Here is an 18879-nt window from a genome sequence, read left to right on the forward strand (position 1 = left end):
ATGCTGACGATCTCACGGGAGCTGGTCGACAAGATCATCGCCCATGCCTGGGCCGATCACCCCGACGAGGCCTGCGGGGTGATCGCCGGGCCGGCCGGCTCCGACCGCCCCGAACGCTTCGTCCCCATGGAGAACGCCGAGCGGTCGCCGACGTTCTACCGCTTCGACTCCATGGAGCAGTTCCGCGTATGGCGTGACATGGACGAAGCCGACGAGGAGCCGGTGGTCGTCTACCACTCCCACACCTCCACCGAGGCCTACCCCTCGCGCACCGACGTGACCTACGCCTCCGAGCCGGGCGCCCATTACGTGCTGGTCTCCACGGCCGATCCGGACAGCGTGCAGTTCCGCTCCTTCCGCGTGGTCGACGGTGTGGTGACCGAGGAGAAGGTCGAGATCGTCGAGGTGTGACCCCCGGTGACGGCCATCGGCGCGAACCCCGGGAAGCGGTAGAGTTGGGACCATGCTGACGACTGACCCGCTGACCGGGGGCGCCGCGGTGCGCCCTGGGGATTCGTCGCCCGTGCAGAACCACCTCTTCGCGCACACTCCCTTCGCCGTCGTCTACGACTGTTCCTGATCTTCAGGAATCCCCGTCCAAACAGCCGTGTTCGCACTCTTCGGGTGCCCGTGACGACCACTGAACAAGGAGATTGACCCGCGATGGCCATCGAGGTTCGCATTCCCACCATTCTTCGCACCTATACCGACGGGGCCAAGTCGGTCGACGCCGCCGGTGCGACGCTGTCCGACCTGATCGGCGACCTGGAGTCCCGGCACCCGGGCCTGCGGGCCCGCATCGTCGACGACTCCGGCCTGCGCCGGTTCGTCAACGTCTACCTCAACGACGAGGACGTCCGGTTCCTCGGCGGCCTGGACACCCCGGTCGCCGACGGCGACACCGTGACCGTGCTGCCCGCCGTGGCCGGAGGCCGTCGCTAGCCATGCGCTTCGACTCGCTGATCGACTCGGTCGGGGGCACTCCGCTGGTCGGGCTGCCGCGCCTGTCCCCCTCCGGGGACGTGCGCATCTGGGCCAAGCTGGAGGACCGCAACCCGACCGGGTCGGTCAAGGACCGTCCCGCGCTGTGGATGATCGAGCAGGCCGAGAAGGAGGGCCTGCTCGCCCCCGGCTGCACGATCTTGGAGCCGACCTCCGGCAACACCGGCATCTCGCTGGCGATGTCGGCCCGCCTCAAGGGCTACAAGCTGATCTGCGTGATGCCGGAGAACACCTCCGAGGAACGCCGCCAGCTCCTGCGCATGTACGGCGCGGAGATCATCTCCTCGCCGGCGGCGGGCGGCTCCAACGAGGCGGTGCGCGTCGCCAAGGCGCTGTCGGCCGAGCATCCCGACTGGGTGATGCTCTACCAGTACGGCAACCCGGCCAACTGGCGCTCCCACTACGAGTCGACCGGCCCGGAGATCCTCGCGGACCTCCCGTCGATCACGCACTTCGTCGCCGGGCTCGGCACCACCGGCACGCTCATGGGCGTCGGCCGCTACCTGCGCGAGCACGTCCCCGGCGTCCAGATCGTGGCCGCCGAGCCGAGGTACGGCGAGCTGGTGTACGGCCTGCGCAACGTGGACGAGGGCTTCATCCCCGAGATCTACGACGCCGACGTGCTGACCACGCGGTTCTCGGTGACCTCGGCCGACGCGCTGCGCCGTACGCGCGAACTGCTCGGCACCGAGGGCATCTTCGCCGGCGTCTCCACCGGCTGCGCCCTGCACGCCGCCCTGGGCATGGCCGCCAAGGCCGTGAAGGCGGGGGAGCGGGCCGACATCGCCTTCATCGTGGCCGACGGCGGCTGGAAGTACCTGTCCACCGGCGCCTACGAGGGCACCCTCGACGAGGCGGAGGACCGCCTCGAAGGCCAGCTCTGGGCCTGACCGCCCCCCTGCTTCGCCCTAGGGCTCGGCCTGGTCTGCGAACGCCTGGCCTCGCCGTGAGACCCCGGACCGAGCGCGTGCGCGCGGGCCCGGGAACGCGGACAGGGCCCGGCCTTGGGCGGCCGAGCCCTGCGATCCCGTCGTCCGGTGGGCCATGGGGCCCGGGGCGACGTGCCAGGCGCTCAGTGGATCAGCGCCCGAGGGGTGCTCAGTTGAACAGCACCCGGAGGCTGAACGACGTGGTGTCGCCGGACTGCTTGCCGCTCAGGCCGACGGCGCGCAGCGTCTTGAGGTTGGCGCGCTCCTCGCCCTGAAGGCTTCCGAGGTAGTACTTCTCGATCTTGTCGAGGTCGACGTAGACCGCCGCGGTCGCGGAGTCCGCGTCCGGGATGGCGATCTTGAAGGTCTCGCTCTCGCCGAGCGTCCCCTCCTTGGCCAGCGAGCCGGCGTACCCCTGCGTGCTGGACAGGATCAGACGCCCGTCCGCCTGCGCCTTGGCGATCTGCGGTGCGGCGGTCCCCGAAGCGGCGAGGAATCCCTCGATCTTGGTGATGACCGCCTGGGCCTTGGCGGTGTCGGTGGTGAGCACGGCGCCGACGTTGGGCGTGGCCCCGTCGAGACCCTGCCCGTCCAGCGCGACCGTCAGGTTCTTGCCGAGCAGGGTGACCAGGTCGCCGGGAAGGGCGATCCCGCTCTGCGCGGCCTGGGCGGTGATGTCGGTGGCGCCCGCGCTCTCGGCCGCCTTCATGAGCTGCGGCCACTGCTTGGCGAAGGTCTCGCCGAGCCCGGAGACCGACAGCGCCGCCGCGGTCGTGGCCGGGAGCTGGGACAGCCGGATCGCCTCGGGGTCGGCCGCGGTCTTCATGTCGCTGCCCCGGGAGATGCCGGTGAGCTCCACGTAGCCGCTGTCGAACCGCAGGGCGCCCGCGAAGCGCGCGTCCTTGACCAGTGCCAGGGCGCCGGCCTCCGTGGCCGCGGGGGTCCCGGAGATCTTGGCGAGCTTGGCGGCGTCGCCCCAGAAGGACAGCACGCCGGGCTCACCGAGGGCCTGCAGGTCGCCCGAGAACGTGGGGTCGCCCGACAGCGGCGCCGCCTTGGCGTAGCCGTCGGCCGCCGCCTGGGTGGCGGCGAGGATCGCGTAGTCGTCGCGGAACGCCAGGCCGCTCATCGCGTCGCCCATGTTCAGCTTCTTCAGCCCGGCGCGGGCGCCGGTCTCGTCGGTGACCTGGAGGGCCACCACGATGTCGGGCGAGGAGCCCTCCTTGGGCGCGAGGACGCCGACGCCGAGGCGCGAGCCGAGCCAGGGCTCGATGTCGCGGGCGTAGTCGACCTTGGCCAGGTCCTTGCTGTCCTTGCTGATCAGGTCGAACAGCGCCTTGCGCGGGTCGTCGCCGGTGAAGCTGGATCGCGTGGCGGAGAACTTCCTGGCCAGGTTGAACAGCGCCACCTTCTGGTTGGCCGCCGGGTCGAGGTCGACCCGCACGTAGGCCAGGCTCCCGGCGGGGAGCACGTCCTCAGGCTGCGTGCCGCCCCCGCTGAGCAGGGAGACCGCGAACACGCCACCGCCGGTGACGACGGCCACCACGACGGCGGCGATGATCGCCACCAGCCATCCGCGCCCCCGCTTGCGGGGGGGCGATAAGGGGGTGCCCAGCTCCCCCTGCTGCCAGGCCGGCTGCCCGCCGGACTGGTCCCAATGAGTCTGGGCGCCACCCTGGTCCCAGTGGGTCTGCGCGCCACCCTGGTCCCAGTGGGTCTGGCCGCCGGACTGGTCCCAGTGGGCCTGGGCCCCGCCCTGGTTCCATTGGGGCTGACCGCCCTGGGGCGGGGCGGCGTGCTGCGGGCCTCCGTGCTGCGGGCCTCCGTGCTGCGGGGCCGCGTGCTGCGGGGCCGCGTGCTGCGGGCCACCTTGCTGCGGCGCGGCGTGCTGCGGGCCTCCGTGCTGCGGCGCGCCGTGCTGCTGCGGGTACTGCTGGGCGTACGGGCCCGGGGCGTCTTCGGGTCGCCGATAGGACACGGTCCTGTCGGGGTCCTGGCCGAAAGGATAGGGGGGACGCGGTTGGTCTGGCATGGTCCACTCTCGCTGCGGTGAGGAAGGGGTTCGTCTGAAAGGTAGATCCTCGTGGTAGCGAGACACTTGCAGGGCACTTTCCACCGATTAGGCTGACGACCCAGAACAACATTCGGTCGACCGGCGAAGCGGGGCGAAGGGTACAGATGACGAAATTCGACGAGGCGACGCAGGCGATCAGGGTCGACGAGACCACCTATGACGTGTGCCTCGACCCCGGCTACTCCATCGGCGGCCCGCTCAACGGCGGCTACCTCATGGCCGCGATACTGCGCGCCGTCGTCGACGCCTCGCCCTACGTTCACCCCGTCTCCACCGCCGCCCAGTTCCTCCGCGCGCCGAGGCCCGGCCCCGCCCGCGTCCGGCTGGAGCCGCTCAAGACCGGCAGGACCGCCACCATGACCCGGGCGACCCTCGTCCAGGACGACGCCGCCTACATCGAGGCCCTCGTGACCACCGCCACCCTCGGCGGCGCCGCGAGCGAGTGGGCCGGCGCGCCCGCGGTGGCCATGCCCCCGGTCGAGGAGTGCGTCGCGCTGCCGGACCCCAAGCCCATGTCGAACATGACCCTCAACGCCCAGATGCGCCTGCTCTTCGACCCCCCGACCATCGGCTGGCTGACCGGCGAGCCCTCCGGCCGGCCGGAGTCGCGGGCCTACTTCCGCATGGCCGAGCCCCAGGACCCCGACCCGTTCGTCCTGGCCCTGGCCGTCGACGCCCTGCCGCCGGTCGTCTTCTCCGCCGGCCGGCGCGGGTGGGCGCCGACGGTCGAGCTGACCTGGCACCTCCGGGCGCTCCCGGCCCCCGGCTGGCTGATCCTCGCCGGCCAGGGACGGCTGATCAGGGACGGCTGGTTCGACGAGGACGTCGAGGTGTGGGACTCCGAGGGGAACCTGGTCGCCCAGTCGCGCCAGCTCGCCCGCCTCGGCCGCTCCTGAGCCGGTACGGCGCGTCCCGGCCCGGAGGGATTACTCCGATGTGAGGATTCTTACCGCGAGCGATTGTGCGCGGTCCCCTAACCTTGTGAATCATGTCGGACATCGGGAGCGTCGCCCACGCGCCATGGGTCAGCGTCATCGAGACCTCGGACGAGCACCACGACCGGGAGGATCCCGCGATCGGGATCTTCGACAGCGGCGTGGGAGGCCTCACCGTCGCGCGGGCGATCATCGACCAGCTCCCGAACGAGCCGATCCTGTACGTCGCCGACACCGCGCGCCAGCCGTACGGGCCCAAACGCATCGCCGAGGTGCGCGCGTACGCGCTCGAAGTGATGGACCACCTCGTCGAGCACGACGTGAAGATGCTCGTGATCGCCTGCAACAGCGCCAGCGCCGCCGTGCTGAGGGACGCCAGGGAGCGGTACGAGGTCCCGGTGGTCGAGGTCATCCAGCCGGCGACGCGCAGGGCCGTGCGGGCCACCAGGAACGGCCGGGTGGGCGTCATCGCGACCCGGGCCACCATCGGCTCCATGGCCTACCAGGACGCCTTCGCGGCGGCGCCCGACGTGCGCCTCACGGGTGTGGCCGCCCCCCGGCTGGTGGAGTTCGTCGAGCGCGGCGAGACCATGAGCGACGAGGTCATCCAGGTCGCCCGCGAGTACCTCCAGCCGGTGGTCGACGACGGCTGCGACACCCTGATCCTCGGCTGCACCCACTACCCGCTGCTCGCCGGGGCGATCTCGTACGTCATGGGGAACGACGTCACGCTGGTCTCCAGCGCGGACGAGACCGCCAAGGACGTCTTCCGCGTGCTGCACGACCGCGGGCTGGCGGGCCAGGGCTCACGGCCCCGCCACCGGTTCCGCGCGACCGGTGACGGCGACCTGTTCGCCCACCTGGGCCGCCGGTTCCTCGGGCCCGAGATCGGCACCGTCGAGCGAGCGCTGGTCGGAGATGTTTCGGGCGAAGAGGCGTTGACCGCGCCCAGTTAGGAGGCAGCCGTGAAGTTGACGATCGTCGGGTGCTCGGGGAGTTTTCCCGGTCCGGAGAGCCCCGCGTCGTGTTACCTGCTGGAGGCCGAGGGCTTCCGGTTGCTCCTCGACTTCGGCAACGGCTCCCTTGGGGTCCTGCAACGGCATATCGGGCTGTACGAGGTGGACGCCATCTGCCTGTCCCACCTGCACGCCGACCACTGCCTCGACCTGTGCGCCTACCACGTGGTGCGCACCTACTCGCCCGCCCGCCCGCTGCCCCGCGTGCCCGTCTACGCCCCCGCCGACGCCCCGCGCCGGCTCGCCGCCGCGTACGGCATGGCCGAGGAGCCCGGCCTGGAGACCGCCTTCGACTTCACGCGCCTGCTGCCCGGCACGTTCTCGGTGGGCCCTTTCGAGGTGACGGCCGCGCTGATGAACCACCCCGTGGAGACGTACGGCTTCCGCGTCTCCCACGGCGGCCACTCGGTGGCGTACTCCGCCGACACCGGTGAGTCGACCGAGCTGGTGAAGCTCGCCGAGGGCGCGGACATCCTGCTGTGCGAGGCGTCCTTTCTCGACCGGCCGGGCATCCCGGCCGACCTCCACCTGACCGGCAGGCAGGCCGCCGAGCACGCCGCGCGCGCGGGCGTCGGCACGCTCGTGCTCACCCATCTGGTGCCCTGGTACGACCAGTCCGAAATCTTCGGCGACGCCTGCCGGGGAGGCTTCGACGGCCGTGTTGAACTCGCTCGGAGCGGGGCCGTGTATGACCTAAGGTGAGGCTCATGGCACGCGACGATGGACGCAGTCCCGACCAGCTTCGGCCGGTGACGATCACCCGGAACTGGCTCGCCCACGCCGAGGGCTCGGTCCTCGTGGAGTTCGGCGGCACCAAGGTGCTGTGCGCCGCCTCCGTCCAGGACAGCGTGCCCCGGTGGCGCCGGGGCAGCGGCCTCGGCTGGATCACCGCCGAGTACGCCATGCTGCCGCGCGCCACCAACACGCGCAGCGACCGCGAGTCGGTGCGCGGCAAGATCGGCGGGCGCACGCACGAGATCTCCCGGCTGATCGGGCGGTCGCTGCGGGCGTGCGTCGACTACAAGGTCCTCGGCGAGAACTCCATCGTGCTCGACTGCGACGTGCTCCAGGCCGACGGCGGCACCCGCACGGCCGCGATCACCGGGGCGTACGTCGCGCTGGCCGACGCCATCGCCTGGATGCGCAAGCGCAAGATGTGCAACGGCGACCCGCTGGTCGACTCGGTGGCCGCCGTCTCGGTCGGCATCGTGGGCTCGACCCCCCTGCTCGACCTCTGCTACACCGAGGACGTCGCCGCCGAGACCGACATGAACGTCGTGATGACCGGCTCGGGGGAGTTCGTCGAGGTCCAGGGCACCGCCGAGGGCGTGCCGTTCGACCGTTCGACCCTGGACGCCCTGCTCGACCTCGCCGGCGCGGGCTGCGCCGAGCTGACCCTGCGCCAGCGGGAGGCCCTGTCGTGACCGCGTCGTGGCGGGTGGTGCTGGCGACCCGCAACCAGGGCAAGATCGTCGAGCTGCGGCGGATCCTGGCGGAGGCCGACCAGAAGACCGAGATCGTCGGGCTCGACGCGTTCCCCGAGATCGGCGACGTCGCGGAGACCGGCCTGACCTTCGCCGAGAACGCCCTGCTCAAGGCGCACGCCGTCGCCTCGGCGAGCGGCCTGCCCGCCATCGCCGACGACTCCGGGCTCTGCGTGGACGCGCTGAGCGGCATGCCCGGCATCTTCTCCGCCCGCTGGTCGGGCTCCCACGGCGACGACGCCGCGAACCTGCGGTTGCTGCTCGCCCAGATCTCCGACGTCCCCGAAGGCCACCGCGGCGCCCATTTCGCCTGCGCGGCGGCGCTCGCGCTGCCGTCGGGCGAGGAGCGCGTCGTCGAGGGCACGCTCGCCGGCTCGGTGATCCACGTCCCGCGCGGGACCGGCGGGTTCGGGTACGACCCGGTGTTCGTGCCCGAGGGCGAGACCCGCACGACCGCCGAGATGACCCCTGCGGAGAAGGACGCCATCAGCCACCGCGGCCGTGCCTTCCGCGCCCTGGTCCCCGTGATCGCCGAGACCCTGGGCGCCCTCTGAGGGCTTCGCCGGGCCTTGCCTGGTCGCTTCGCCGGGTCTCTACTGGTCGCTTCGCTGGGCTTCGCCTGGTCGCGGGAGGGTTCCACCGTAACCAGGGTGTAAGAACCCTGGTGGTGTTATGGGCGTAGCGTTCGTTTCGTGAACAAGAACCAACCCCGCCCCCACGGTCCCGCGTGGGCGGCGGCCCTCATAGGCGTGGTCGCGGGTGCGGTGGCCCTCGGCGTCGGCCAGCTCGCGGCGGGCGTGATCAATCCCAAGGCGTCCCCGGTCATCGTCGTCGGCGACGCCGCCGTCGACCGCACTCCGGCGGCGGTGAAGGACTGGGCGATCCGGTCCTTCGGCTCGAACGACAAACTGGTGCTGATCAGCGGCATCGTCGTGGTGCTCGCCCTCATCGCCGCCGGTCTCGGGCTGCTGGCCCGCAGGCGGGTGGGGTACGGCACGACCGGCCTGATGATCTTCGGCGTGGTCGGCGTCGCGGCCGCGATCAGCCGCCCCGACTCGGGCCCGTTCGACATCCTTCCTTCGGTGATCGGCGCGGGCGCGGGCGCCTGGGCGCTCACCATCCTGGCCCGCCGGACCTGGCCGGTCGTGGAACCCGGCTACGAGGACCTCCGCCCCTACCGCTCCGAGGAATCCACCTCCACTTCCCCGGAACCCGCCCCCACCTCCCCGGAACCCCCCTCGCCGGAGCCCGGCTCCTCCGAAGATCCGGCGCCGGCGGGCGTGCCCGGGACGGGGCGGGCGGAGCTGCCGCCGGTCATGCGGGCGGGCGGCCGGCTCTACGAGTTCGACCGGCGCGGCCTGCTGACCGGTGTCGTCGTCGGCGCGGTCGCCGCCGGGGCCACCGAGCTGGCCGGGCGGGCCCTGGCCGGGCGGCTGGACGTCGACACCGAACGCGCGGGCATCGCGCTGCCCAAGCCCGCGACGCCGGCCAAGCCCCTGCCCGCCGGGGTCGACCTGCACATCAAGGAACTCTCCCCCTTCAGCACCCCGAACCGGGACTTCTACCGCGTCGACACCGCGCTGGTCATCCCTCAGGTGGACCCCAAGACCTGGACCCTGAAAATCCACGGCATGGTCGACAAGCCCGTCGAGCTGACCTTCGCCGACCTGCTCAAGCGGCCGCTCATGGAGGCCGACGTGACGCTGACCTGCGTGTCCAATGACGTCGGCGGCCCGTATGTCGGCAACGCCCGGTGGCTCGGCGCCCGCCTGGCCGACGTGCTGCGCCAGGCCGGCCTGCGGTCGGGGGCCGACATGCTGCTGTCCACCTCCTCCGACGGCTTCACCGCGGGCACCCCGATCGACATCGTGATGGACGGGCGTGACGCGATGCTCGCCATCGCGATGAACGGCGAGGTCCTTCCCCAGGCCCACGGCTTCCCGGTGCGCCAGGTCGTGCCCGGCCTGTACGGCTACGTGTCGGCGACCAAGTGGATCACCGACATCAAGGTCACCCGCTACGACCAGGACGAGGCGTACTGGACACCGCGCGGATGGGCGCCCAAGGGCCCGATCAAGACCGGGTCCCGCATCGACGTGCCCGTGGGCGGCTCCACGATCCCCGCGGGCCGGACGGCCATCGCGGGCGTCGCGTGGGCGCAGCATCGCGGCGTGGCCGGCGTGGAGGTGCAGGTCGACAAGGGTCCCTGGCAGCCGGCGCGGCTGGCCGAGGTGCCCGGCCCCGACACCTGGCGCCAGTGGACCATCGACTGGCAGGCCACCCCCGGCAAGCACACCGTCGCGGTCCGGGCCACCGACGCGGCCGGCCACACCCAGACCGAGGAGTACGCGCCGCCCGCCCCCGACGGGGCCACCGGCTGGCACTCCATCCTCGTCGTCGTCAAGTGAAGCCCGTGCGGGCCCGGGGTGTGGTCCCAGGTGAATCCTGGAATCGGCCGCCGCCCGTTCGCCGCGCCCCTACGATCGGCCTCTGACCGGGTCTGTTCGGTAGTGGGGGGAACGCATTGTCCGGAACCAGTCACGGTGATCCGTCACGGCCGGGGGCGCTCTGGCGGTTCGGCGGGGTGGGCTACAACCCCGTCGTCACCTCCGACGGCGTCCGCTGGCGCGACTACGAGCTCGCGGCGGAGTCGCCGGGCCCGGCTCGCGCACGCGGCGGCCCGTCGCCCAAGGGGTACGCCGCCCCGGACCCGCAGCGGGACGCCCTGCTGGCCCGGCGGCTCGAAGGACTGCTGCCCCGCTGGCCCGAGCGCCTCCAGCCCCACCGCCCCGACGCGCCACCGTCCCCCCACTCCGGCGGGTTCCCGCCGCAGTGGAGCGGGCGGGAGGTGGCCGCGTGGGCCCGTCCGGACGACGACTGGTTCGACGATCCCCGCCGGCCCGTCCGGCTGGACGCCTCGCGGTCGTACGGCACCCCCGGCGGGCTCGCGTGGCCCGATCCCCAGGTCCAGGAGGACCTGTGCCAGGCCGTGCCCGGCGGGGTCCGCTTCCCCGACCCGCGCGGCGCCTGGATCCGCCTGGTCAACGGTGAGGGCCCCTCCGAGGACCCCTTCCGGGCGACCAACTCCCTCGACTGCGCGCTCGCGGTCGTGTCGACCTGGCACGGCGAGCCGGCCGTGGCCGCCCCGCGGCAGCCCGAGTACAACCGGGTGGGCATGCCGTCGCTGAGCGGCGAGACCGGCGGGGTGGCCAGGGCCGAGCGCTGGCTGGGCCACCGCTTCGAGTACGCCGGGCAGGGGCGCCGGGTGTACGCGGCGGTCGCCCGGCGGCTGGAGGCGGGCGGGCACGGCTCCGCCGCCGTGCTGATCACCCGCTGGCCCTCCGGGGGCAGCCACGCGTGGAACGCGGTGAACGCGGGAGGCGAGGTGGTGTGGGTCGACGCCCAGCGCGGGCACACCTCCGTGGACCCGCCCGCCGGGCCGGTCACCGGCGTCTTCTGCGTCGTCCTCGACCGGCGGGGGCGGCGCCTGTGAGCGGCCGGCCGGTGACGGCGGAGCAGGCCCGCGTGCTGGCCGAGGAGTACTTCAACGGCCCCCTGCCCGCCGCCGAGGCGACCGAAGTCGGCCTGTACGCCTTCGAGGAGGGGTACGTCGCCTGGGCCAGGGGCCCCGAGCCCCGCGAGCCGAGCACCCTGCCCGCCACCGTCGGCGGCGGGTGCGTCGTCATCGACAAGGCCACCGGCGAGCTCTCCATCCGCCCGCTGCTGAACCCGCAGAACGTCGCCGACCAGTGGCCGGGCCACCACCCCCGCTGACCCCCGCCCCCCGGTCGCCGGTCGTCGCCCAGCGGCCGGGGACGCAGGCGGGCGGCCAGGGGGCGCCGGGCGACGACCGGGAGCGCGGTCAGTCGCTGGCCAGGGAGGCGACGATGGACGCGCGGGCCGCGCGCCGGGCGGGGAACACGGCCGCGAGGACGCCGGCCAGTCCCGACAGGGCGACCAGCCCCGCGACCTGCGCGAGGGGCACCCTGAACAGGATGTCCGCCATGAGGGTCTGTGCGGCCACCCACCCGAACACCAGGCCCAGTGCCACGCCGACGATCGCCCCGATGAGCCCGAGGATGAGCGCCTCGGCCGACAGCATCCGCCGCAACTGCCCCCGGGTCAGGCCGAGCGCCCTGAGCAGGGCCGACTCGCGGGAACGCTCGTGCACCGACAGGCTGAGCGTGTTGGCGATGCCGAGCAGCGAGATGAGCACCGCGAGGCCCAGCAGCCCCACGATGATCATGAGGGTCATGTCGAGCGTCTCGTCGAACTCGCGCCGCACCTCGGTCGAGCTGACGACCTGCGCGGTCGGGTACGGCATGGCCGCGGCCTCGACCGCCTTCCTGGAGACGTCGGCGGCCACACCGTCCTTGGCGTTGACCAGGATCCGGTCGTCGCCGACCGCGCCGAAGTAGGTGTCGAAGGCGCCGTCGGGCACGGTGACGCCCGGCAGCGCCTCGGTCTCCCCGTCGAAGGTCCCGAGGACCCGCACCTCGACGGTGCCCGCCTTGGGGGTGGTCAGCGTGATCGTCCCGCCGGGCGCCACCCCGAGGTCCTTGGCCACGGAGTCGGACACCAGCGCGGAACCGGCCGTGAAGCCGGTCATGGAGCCGCCGCGCAGCGCGGGCTTGTACGGCCCGCTGAACGTCCCGACGGTGAGCTTGCCGCCGCCCGACCCGCCGCCCGACCCGCCGCCCGTCCCGCCGCCCCGGCCGGCGCGGGCCTGCCGGATCTCCACGACCGAGGTCAGCTCCGGCCTGGCCCGCAGCGCACCGGCCAGGTCCCGGGGGACCGAGGAGTTCTCCGACTCGCCGGCCTGCGCCGACACCATGTAGTCGACCGGGAACTGCTCGTCCAGCTTGACGGTGTACGTGGCCCGCATGGTGGCGGTGATGACCGAGATCAGGGTCATCAGCGTGACGCCGATCGTCAGCGCGACGGTCGTCGTGGCCGAACGCTTCGGGTTGCGCCGTGAGTTGTCCATGGCGAGCCGCCCCGGGACCCCGAACAGCTTCGCGGGCGCCCAGCCGGCGAACGCGCTCAGCGGCCGGACGATGACCGGCCCGAGGACCAGCACCGCGCAGAAGGTCAGCGTGCCGCCGCCCATGGCCACGTAGAGCGCCACCGGCCCCGGGTCCGCCACGACCGCGGCCACGGTCAGGCCGCCGCCGGTCAGCAGGAACAGCGCGGCGAACGCGATCCGCAGCATTCCGGTGGTGAACGTCTGCTCGTCGGTCTGGGTGCGCAGCGCCGCGATGGGCGCCACCCTGGTGGCCGTGCGTGCCGGGAGCAGCGCGGCGCCGACGGTGACGACCAGCCCGACGGCCAGCGCGATGGCGATGGTCCGGGGCGCGAGCGCGACGCCCGCCGAGGGCAGGTTCTGCCCGGTCGCCTTCAGCACGGCGAGCGCCCCGGCGCCGAGGCCGAGCCCGGTCAGCAGGCCGAGAGCCGACGAGATGAGCCCGACCACCGCCGACTCCAGCAGGATGGAGCCGAAGACCTGCCTGCGGGTGGCGCCGATGCAGCGCAGCAGCGCCATCTCCCTGGTGCGCTGGGCGACCAGGATGTTGAACGTGTTGTAGATGACCAGGGCAGCGACGAGCATCGCGACCAGGCCGAACATCAGCAGACCCAGGGTGAGGATCTCGGTGTCGGCGCCGTTGCTCCTGGCCAGTTGCTGGGCGAGCTGCTGCCCGGTCCAGACCGTGGCACCGGTGCCGCCGAGCGCCGAGGTGATCGCGGCCCGCAGATTCTCGGGGGTGACGCCGTCCGAGGCCGCGATGTCGATCTCGTGGAAGCCGGTCTCCCCGGTCATCGCCTGCGCGGTGGCGGTGGTGAACCCGACCGCGCCGGTGTAGGCGAGCATCTGGTCGACGCCGACGTCCACGAGCCCGGTCACCTGGAACGCGTGCGGCCGGTGCCGGGAGTCCAGCACCGTCACGGTGTCGCCTGTGGTGAAGCCCCTGGTCTTCGCGGTGTTGGTGTCGATGACCACCTGCCCGGCGGCGGTCGGCGCGGTGCCGGAGGCGATCGTCGTGCGGTCCAGCCTGCCGGTGACGACGGAGAAGCCCGTGGTGGGGGCGCTGCCGACCGCCTTGCCGTCCTTGCCGACGAGCGCCGCGTCCCCCCGGACCAGTCCCTGCGCCTCGGCGACCCCGGCCACGCCGCGGATCCGGGTCAGGTCGGCGGTGCTGAGCCGGGGCGCCTTCTCGCCGCCCGACTCGGCCGGGCGCACCGCCACGTCCACCTTGTCGGCGGAGGCGGCGATGCGCTGGGTGAAGCCCGCCTGGAGGGTGTCGGTGAGCACGAACGTGCCCGCGATGAACCCCACCCCCAGGGTGATCGCCAGCGAGGTGAGCAGCAGCCGGAGCTTGTGCGCCAGCAACCCCGCCAGTGTCGTTCTGAGCACGTTCAGGCCTCCAGCTTCAGGAGCGTGTCGAGCACGGTCTGGGGGGTCGGCGCGGCCAGCTCGGTGACCAGCGCGCCGTCCCTGAGGAACACCACGCGGTCGGCGTACGAGGCGGCGACCGGGTCGTGGGTGACCATGACAATGGTCTGGTGGAGGTCGCGCACGGAGGTGCGCAGGAAGGACAGCACCTCCGCGCCGCTGCGCGAGTCGAGGTTGCCGGTCGGCTCGTCGGCGAAGATCACCTGCGGTTTGCTGATGAGCGCGCGGGCGACCGCGACGCGCTGCTGCTGGCCGCCGGACAGTTCGCTCGGCCGGTGCCCGAGCCGGTCGGCGAGGCCGACGGTGCCGATGACGGTGTCGAAGAGCTCCTGGTCGACCTGCCGCCCGGCGATGTCCACGGGCAGGCGGATGTTCTGCTCGGCGGTCAGGGTGGGGAGCAGGTTGAAGGCCTGGAAGATGAAGCCCACCCGGTCGCGTCGCAACAGCGTGAGCCGCTTGTCGCCGAGCCGGGTGATGTCGACGTCGCCGATGCGCACCTCGCCTTCGGTGACGGTGTCCAGCCCCGCCAGGCAGTGCATCAGCGTGGACTTCCCCGAGCCCGACGGGCCCATGATCGCGGTGAAGGCACCGGTGTCGAACCCGACGTCGACGCCGCGCAGCGCGTGGACGGCGGCGTCGCCGTGGCCGTAGATCTTCGTCACACCCTTGGCGGCGACGGCGGGCATGGTCCGGCGGCCGGTCTCTGCTCCGGTGACGGTCATGTCTGACTCCTCAGGCGATAGCCGTGAAATGCGGAAATATCTATGCACTTCACGCTATTGCCGTGATCACCGAGGTTCATGGCCCCTGCGAACGGACCTCGCCTACCCCCGCAGGGTGGCCGCCGGAGGCCGGTGCGACCCCTGATGTACCCGCGAGTCAGCCTTTCGGCCGACCCGGCGTCACTTCTCCGGGGACGGGCCGGCCGGGATGATCAGGCCGGTCTCGTAGGCGTACACGACGGCCTGCGCGCGGTCGCGGACGCCGAGCTTGGCGAGCACCCGGCCCAGATGGGTCTTGACCGTCGCCTCCGCCAGGGTGAGCCGCCTGGCGATCTCCAGGTTGGACAGGCCCCGCCCGACCAGCACCAGGACCTCGCGCTCGCGGGCGGTGAGCTGGCGGAGGCCGTCCGGCTCGGCCGACGTGGTGGCCGGCAGGTGGACGGCGAACCGCCGCAGCAGCCGCATGGTCGTGCTGGGCGCCACCACCGCGTCCCCGGCGTGCACGGCGTGGATCGCGCTGATCAGGTCGCCGGGCGGCACGTCCTTCAGCAGGAACCCCGAGGCCCCGGCCTTCAGCGCCGCGAAGGCGTACTCGTCGAGGTCGAACGTCGTCAGGATCAGCACCTTGGGCGGGTCGTCCATGGCCATGATCAGCCGGGTCGCCTCCACGCCGTCCATGCGCGGCATCCGCACGTCCATCAGGACCACGTCGGCGGCGATCGTGCCGAGCAGCCGCACGGCCGCGGCGCCGTCGGCGGCCTCCCCGACGACGTCGATGTCCGGCTGGGCGCCGAGCACCATGCGGAACCCGGCGCGGACGAGCTCCTGGTCGTCGACCAGCACCACCTGGATGCTCACGCTGCCCTGCCCACCGGAAGCCGTACGTCCACCTGGAATCCTCCTCCGGCCCGGGGAGAGGCGCGCACGCTCCCGTCGTACATCGCGACGCGCTCACGCATGCCGATCAGCCCGTGCCCGTCGATGCTGCGGGGCGCGGACGCGCCGCGCCCGTCGTCGGTCACCCGCAACGAGATCTCCCGGGGACCGTACTCCATCCGCACCCGGGCGCGGGTGCCGGGCCCGCCGTGCTTGAGGGTGTTGGTGAGCGCCTCCTGGACGATGCGGTAGATGACCAGCTGCTCGCCCTCGGGCAGGTCGCGGCGGGCGCCGTCCACGACGAACTCCACCGGCAGGCCGGATCGGCGCACCTGGGCCACCAGCTCGTCGAGTTCGGCGACGCCCGGCTGCGGCGCGTAGTCCTCGTCGCCCCCGCCGTCCTGCCGCAGCACCCCGACCAGGCGGCGCATCTCGGCCAGCGCCTGCCGCCCGGTGCTGGAGATCGTCTGCACGGCGTGGCGCGCCTGCTCGGGGTCGCGGTCGATGGTGTAGCCGGCCCCGTCGGCCTGGACGATCATCACGCTGACGTTGTGGGCCACCACGTCGTGCAGCTCCCGGGCGATGCGCGCCCGCTCGGCAGCGGCGGCGATGCGGGCCTGCTGGTCGCGCTCGTGCTCGGCGCGCTCGGCCCGTTCCTCCAGGCTTTCGAGGTACCGCTGCCTGGTGTTGGCGTAGATGCCGCTGATCCAGGTCACGACGGTGAACAGCGAGCCGGAGGCGAAGGCCAGGAAGTTCAGCTCGCTCCAGCGGATCAGCGCCAGGCACACCCCGAGCTCGGCGACCGCCCCGGCGGCCAGGGCCCAGCGCAGGGTGCACCGGGTGGCGACGCCGTACATCGCGACGAGCACGGCGACGTTGGCCGGGACCGGCTCGACGGGGGCCAGCCACTGGACGAAGCTGACGAGCGAGACCGCGGCGAACACGTGGACGGGACGGCTGCGCCGCCAGGCGAGCGGGGCCAGGAGCAGGGTGGACAGCAGGAGGTATCCGGGGATGCCGAGGTGGATCGCCCCCGGGAGGTGGTTGTCCTGCGCGTAGTTCCTGACCGGTATCAGGCACATGATCGCCAGTGGCACCATGATGAGGGCGTTGACCAGCCCACCATGGCGCGAGACCCAAGCACGTACTCTGCCGAACACGATTTCAACCCTACGTTCGCCCAGTTCACCGACCTTCCCTCTGAAGAGGGATCTCTGCCTACGACCCTGGTCGTAGGTGACAAATCGCCTTACACCGGTCTTACGGCTCGTGCGGCATAGTTCTTTTTGGGAGCACCTCCGGGTGAGTAAAGGGAGATAGGGATGTTGGGGTAAAAGACGAAGGGTCGTGTGGCAGGGGGAACGCCACGCGACCCGGAGGACCCTGACAGAGATCTCCGTTTTCCCGCGCCTGACGCCCACTGCCCAGCGGGCCGATGCGGACGAGCCGCCTCCATGTGGAGGCGGCTTTCGTGTGTCACCGGCCGTGTACGGCGTCCGTGGTGGCCTTCTCGGCGACCGCCCAGTTGCCGCCCGCCGTGGCCAGCATGGGCAGCCAGGTGCCGACCGTGTCCACGCCGCCCGCGAGCTGGTCGGCCGCGCCGTTGCGCACGGCGCTGAAGGCGTGGGCCACCGGGATGCCGATCACCCCGAATCCGGGCAGGCCGACCTCGTTGGTGCGGGCCGCGTCCAGGGCCCGGCCTAGGGTCGCGCCGACGGTGCTCTCCAGCGCCTTGCCCAGGGCGCGGATCGCGTCCGGGTGGACGAGCTTCAGGTCCTTGGACTGCGCGGCCCGGTAGCCGGTGGGCACCGGCTCCCCGTCCTTGATCTCCTTGGGCCAGGGCACGGTGCGCACGTCCCCCGTGAGGGCCGAGCCGAAGGGACCGCTCAGGATGTAGGCGCCGGGCACGCCCGTGAGGGCACCGTTGACCGCGAACGCGCTGAACCGCCGCACACCCGCGTTCTTGATCACCTGCGAGGCGGCGTGGGAGAAGATCTTCGCCATCAGGCGGTTGACCTCGTCGACGTACTTGGTGAGGGACACCACCCGCTCACGGGCGCCCGCCAGCGCCGCGTTGCCCACCGCCTGGCCCGCGAGGCCGTTCGAGAAGGCGGTCCGCGCGATGGCGAGGGTCGCCGCCCCGATGACCGCGGAGGCGATCCCGAGCGTGCTGTAGGCCACGGCGCCCGATTTGAGTGTGTCGCCGAGATCGTCGTACATGGCCGCGGCCTCGTCGAGCGCCCGCCCGTAGGGCTCGACGCGGCTGGTGACGAAGGCGTCCTTCCCCTTCTCGTTCCACTCGCGCGTGCCGGCCGCGATCTCGTCCCCGAGCAGGGTGCCCGCCGAGCGCACGAGCGTCGCGACGTGCTCGAACCTGTCGGCGGCGTGCCATATCTGGGCGGGGTCGGAGACGAACGTCGTCAGCGCGGCCGCGATGGGCAGGCCCACGAGGGGCAGCACATAGGCGGCGGCCACGGCCTGGGCCGCGCCCGAGACACTCGGCGCCGAGGTGATCACGTCCGCTTTGGTAACGCCCATGAGGACCGCTTTCCAAGGGAGCCCGGAGACTATGGCAATCGATCACCAAAGGTACGAACGATGGCACGGCTTGGCAACAGGATGTGATGGCCGAGTCACGTGATGATCATCAGGAAACGATCGCCGGCGCACGTGATGATCACCAGGATCGTGGTCCGCGCGCTGGCGACCTGGAACGCCGGATCGGTCTCGGTGGGGTCGGTGGGATTCGAACCCACACTGTCAGGTACCTAAAACCTGTGCCTCCTGCCATTGGGCTACGACCCCGTGCCCGGTGCGGCTTGCGCCATCTTAGTTGAGGGCGCGGCGGCAACCGTACTGATTAGTCGAGGCCGAGTTCCTTGCGCAGGCGGGCGACGTGCCCCGTCGCCCGCACCTTGTAGAGCGCCTTCTCGATCTTCCCCTCGGCGTCGATGACGAACGTCGACCGCAGCACCCCGACGGTCGTCCGGCCGTACATGGTCTTCTCGCCGTAGGCGCCGTACGCCTGGTGGGTCGTGAGATCGGGGTCCGACAGCAGCGGGAACGTCAGGGCGTCGCGCTCGGCGAACTTCGCCAGCTTCTGCGGGGTGTCCTTCGACACGCCGAGGACGACGAACCCGGAGGCGGCCAGGGCGTCGAGGCTGTCGCGGAAGTCGCACGCCTGCTTGGTGCACCCGGGCGTCATCGCGGCGGGGTAGAAGTAGAGGATGACCCGTTTGCCGCGAAAGGACTTCAGGCTGGTGTTGTCGCCGGTCGCGTCGGGCAGGGTGAAGTCGGGTGCGGCGTCGCCGGGCTCGAGTCTCGTCTGCGTCACGGGAACAACCTACCGGCACGCCCCGCGTGCCGGGTGGTGACCGGACCTGACAGACT

General features: G+C 72.1%; 19 protein-coding genes and 1 tRNA gene. 11 read left to right on the forward strand and 9 right to left on the reverse strand.

Annotated features, from left to right (window positions below; all coding sequences use genetic code 11):
- The 3 genes from NYZ98_RS27320 (at position 1) to NYZ98_RS27330 (ending at position 1892) form a co-directional block, all read left to right on the forward strand.
- Complete coding sequence (locus tag NYZ98_RS27320; protein ID WP_262846411.1) at positions 1-411, forward strand: M67 family metallopeptidase; 411 nt, start codon at positions 1-3, stop codon at positions 409-411.
- Between the two features lie 252 nt (positions 412-663).
- Positions 664-942, forward strand: a complete 279-nt coding sequence (locus NYZ98_RS27325; protein WP_262846412.1) for a MoaD/ThiS family protein — start codon at positions 664-666, stop codon at positions 940-942.
- A gap of 2 nt (positions 943-944) precedes the next feature.
- Entirely contained in the window at positions 945-1892 is a 948-nt protein-coding gene (locus NYZ98_RS27330; protein WP_262846413.1) for a PLP-dependent cysteine synthase family protein, read from the forward strand.
- A gap of 208 nt (positions 1893-2100) precedes the next feature.
- On the opposite strand, the gene NYZ98_RS27335 is transcribed toward NYZ98_RS27330, so the two are convergent.
- Positions 2101-3909, reverse strand: a complete 1809-nt coding sequence (locus NYZ98_RS27335; protein ID WP_262846414.1) for a DUF3352 domain-containing protein — start codon at positions 3907-3909, stop codon at positions 2101-2103.
- 200 nt (positions 3910-4109) lie between these two features.
- Between NYZ98_RS27335 and NYZ98_RS27340 the strand changes: the two genes are divergently transcribed.
- The 8 genes from NYZ98_RS27340 (at position 4110) to NYZ98_RS27375 (ending at position 11214) form a co-directional block, all read left to right on the forward strand.
- The gene (locus NYZ98_RS27340) at positions 4110-4901 is read left to right on the forward strand and encodes a thioesterase family protein (RefSeq protein WP_262846415.1); all 792 of its coding nucleotides are present in this window, start codon (positions 4110-4112) and stop codon (positions 4899-4901) included.
- 92 nt (positions 4902-4993) lie between these two features.
- Positions 4994-5896, forward strand: a complete 903-nt coding sequence (murI, locus tag NYZ98_RS27345) for a glutamate racemase (protein WP_262846416.1) — start codon at positions 4994-4996, stop codon at positions 5894-5896.
- Positions 5897-5905: 9 nt separating this feature from the next.
- Positions 5906-6658 (forward strand): MBL fold metallo-hydrolase, encoded by a 753-nt coding sequence (locus NYZ98_RS27350; protein ID WP_262846417.1) that lies wholly within the window; start codon positions 5906-5908, stop codon positions 6656-6658.
- Between the two features lie 5 nt (positions 6659-6663).
- Positions 6664-7380, forward strand: coding sequence for a ribonuclease PH (gene rph, locus NYZ98_RS27355; protein ID WP_262846418.1), 717 nt, complete (start codon positions 6664-6666; stop codon positions 7378-7380).
- A complete protein-coding gene (gene rdgB / locus NYZ98_RS27360; protein ID WP_262846419.1) occupies positions 7377-7994 on the forward strand; it encodes an RdgB/HAM1 family non-canonical purine NTP pyrophosphatase in 618 nt (205 codons plus the stop codon). The genes rph and rdgB overlap by 4 nt, the downstream gene beginning before the upstream one ends.
- A 138-nt stretch (positions 7995-8132) precedes the next feature.
- A complete protein-coding gene (locus tag NYZ98_RS27365; protein ID WP_262846420.1) occupies positions 8133-9848 on the forward strand; it encodes a molybdopterin-dependent oxidoreductase in 1716 nt (571 codons plus the stop codon).
- 116 nt (positions 9849-9964) lie between these two features.
- A complete protein-coding gene (locus tag NYZ98_RS27370; protein WP_262846421.1) occupies positions 9965-10933 on the forward strand; it encodes a toxin glutamine deamidase domain-containing protein in 969 nt (322 codons plus the stop codon).
- Positions 10930-11214 carry a hypothetical protein gene (locus NYZ98_RS27375; protein WP_262846422.1) on the forward strand — a complete coding sequence of 95 codons (285 nt, stop codon included), beginning with the start codon at positions 10930-10932 and terminating at the stop codon, positions 11212-11214. The genes NYZ98_RS27370 and NYZ98_RS27375 overlap by 4 nt, the downstream gene beginning before the upstream one ends.
- Positions 11215-11302: 88 nt before the next feature.
- Here NYZ98_RS27375 and NYZ98_RS27380 read toward each other — a convergent pair whose 3' ends face one another.
- The 8 genes from NYZ98_RS27380 to bcp form a co-directional block, all read right to left on the reverse strand.
- Complete coding sequence (locus NYZ98_RS27380) at positions 11303-13852, reverse strand: ABC transporter permease (protein ID WP_262846423.1); 2550 nt, start codon at positions 13850-13852, stop codon at positions 11303-11305.
- A gap of 2 nt (positions 13853-13854) precedes the next feature.
- Positions 13855-14613: an ABC transporter ATP-binding protein gene (locus NYZ98_RS27385; protein ID WP_262846424.1), complete on the reverse strand. Its 759-nt coding sequence runs from the start codon at positions 14611-14613 to the stop codon at positions 13855-13857.
- A gap of 180 nt (positions 14614-14793) precedes the next feature.
- Positions 14794-15471, reverse strand: coding sequence for a response regulator (locus NYZ98_RS27390; protein ID WP_262846425.1), 678 nt, complete (start codon positions 15469-15471; stop codon positions 14794-14796).
- On the reverse strand, positions 15468-16649 hold the full coding sequence (locus tag NYZ98_RS27395; protein WP_262846426.1) for a sensor histidine kinase: 1182 nt from the start codon (positions 16647-16649) through the stop codon (positions 15468-15470). Before NYZ98_RS27395 ends, NYZ98_RS27390 begins: the two co-directional genes overlap by 4 nt.
- A 316-nt stretch (positions 16650-16965) precedes the next feature.
- On the reverse strand, positions 16966-18027 hold the full coding sequence (locus NYZ98_RS27400; RefSeq protein ID WP_262846427.1) for a hypothetical protein: 1062 nt from the start codon (positions 18025-18027) through the stop codon (positions 16966-16968).
- 95 nt (positions 18028-18122) lie between these two features.
- A complete protein-coding gene (locus NYZ98_RS27405; RefSeq protein WP_262846428.1) occupies positions 18123-18245 on the reverse strand; it encodes a hypothetical protein in 123 nt (40 codons plus the stop codon).
- A tRNA-Leu gene (locus tag NYZ98_RS27410) sits at positions 18221-18294 on the reverse strand. Before NYZ98_RS27410 ends, NYZ98_RS27405 begins: the two co-directional genes overlap by 25 nt.
- Positions 18295-18349: 55 nt before the next feature.
- Positions 18350-18823, reverse strand: a complete 474-nt coding sequence (gene bcp, locus NYZ98_RS27415; RefSeq protein ID WP_262846429.1) for a thioredoxin-dependent thiol peroxidase — start codon at positions 18821-18823, stop codon at positions 18350-18352.
- Positions 18824-18879: the final 56 nt, after the last annotated feature.

This window comes from Sphaerisporangium corydalis, from assembly GCF_025506355.1.
In the GTDB taxonomy this organism is placed as follows: Bacteria; Actinomycetota; Actinomycetes; order Streptosporangiales; family Streptosporangiaceae; genus Sphaerisporangium; species Sphaerisporangium corydalis.

Bases quoted from the DNA above. Each gene is read 5' to 3' on its own strand.
- NYZ98_RS27330 (WP_262846413.1), top strand. From the start codon at position 945: ATGCGCTTCGACTCGCTGATCGACTCGGTCGGGGGCACTCCGCTGGTC.
- NYZ98_RS27400 (WP_262846427.1), bottom strand. From the start codon at position 18,027: ATGGGCGTTACCAAAGCGGACGTGATCACCTCGGCGCCGAGTGTCTCG.
- NYZ98_RS27340 (WP_262846415.1), top strand. From the start codon at position 4,110: ATGACGAAATTCGACGAGGCGACGCAGGCGATCAGGGTCGACGAGACC.
- rph (WP_262846418.1), top strand. From the start codon at position 6,664: ATGGCACGCGACGATGGACGCAGTCCCGACCAGCTTCGGCCGGTGACG.
- NYZ98_RS27385 (WP_262846424.1), bottom strand. From the start codon at position 14,613: ATGACCGTCACCGGAGCAGAGACCGGCCGCCGGACCATGCCCGCCGTC.
- NYZ98_RS27325 (WP_262846412.1), top strand. From the start codon at position 664: ATGGCCATCGAGGTTCGCATTCCCACCATTCTTCGCACCTATACCGAC.
- NYZ98_RS27320 (WP_262846411.1), top strand. From the start codon at position 1: ATGCTGACGATCTCACGGGAGCTGGTCGACAAGATCATCGCCCATGCC.
- murI (WP_262846416.1), top strand. From the start codon at position 4,994: ATGTCGGACATCGGGAGCGTCGCCCACGCGCCATGGGTCAGCGTCATC.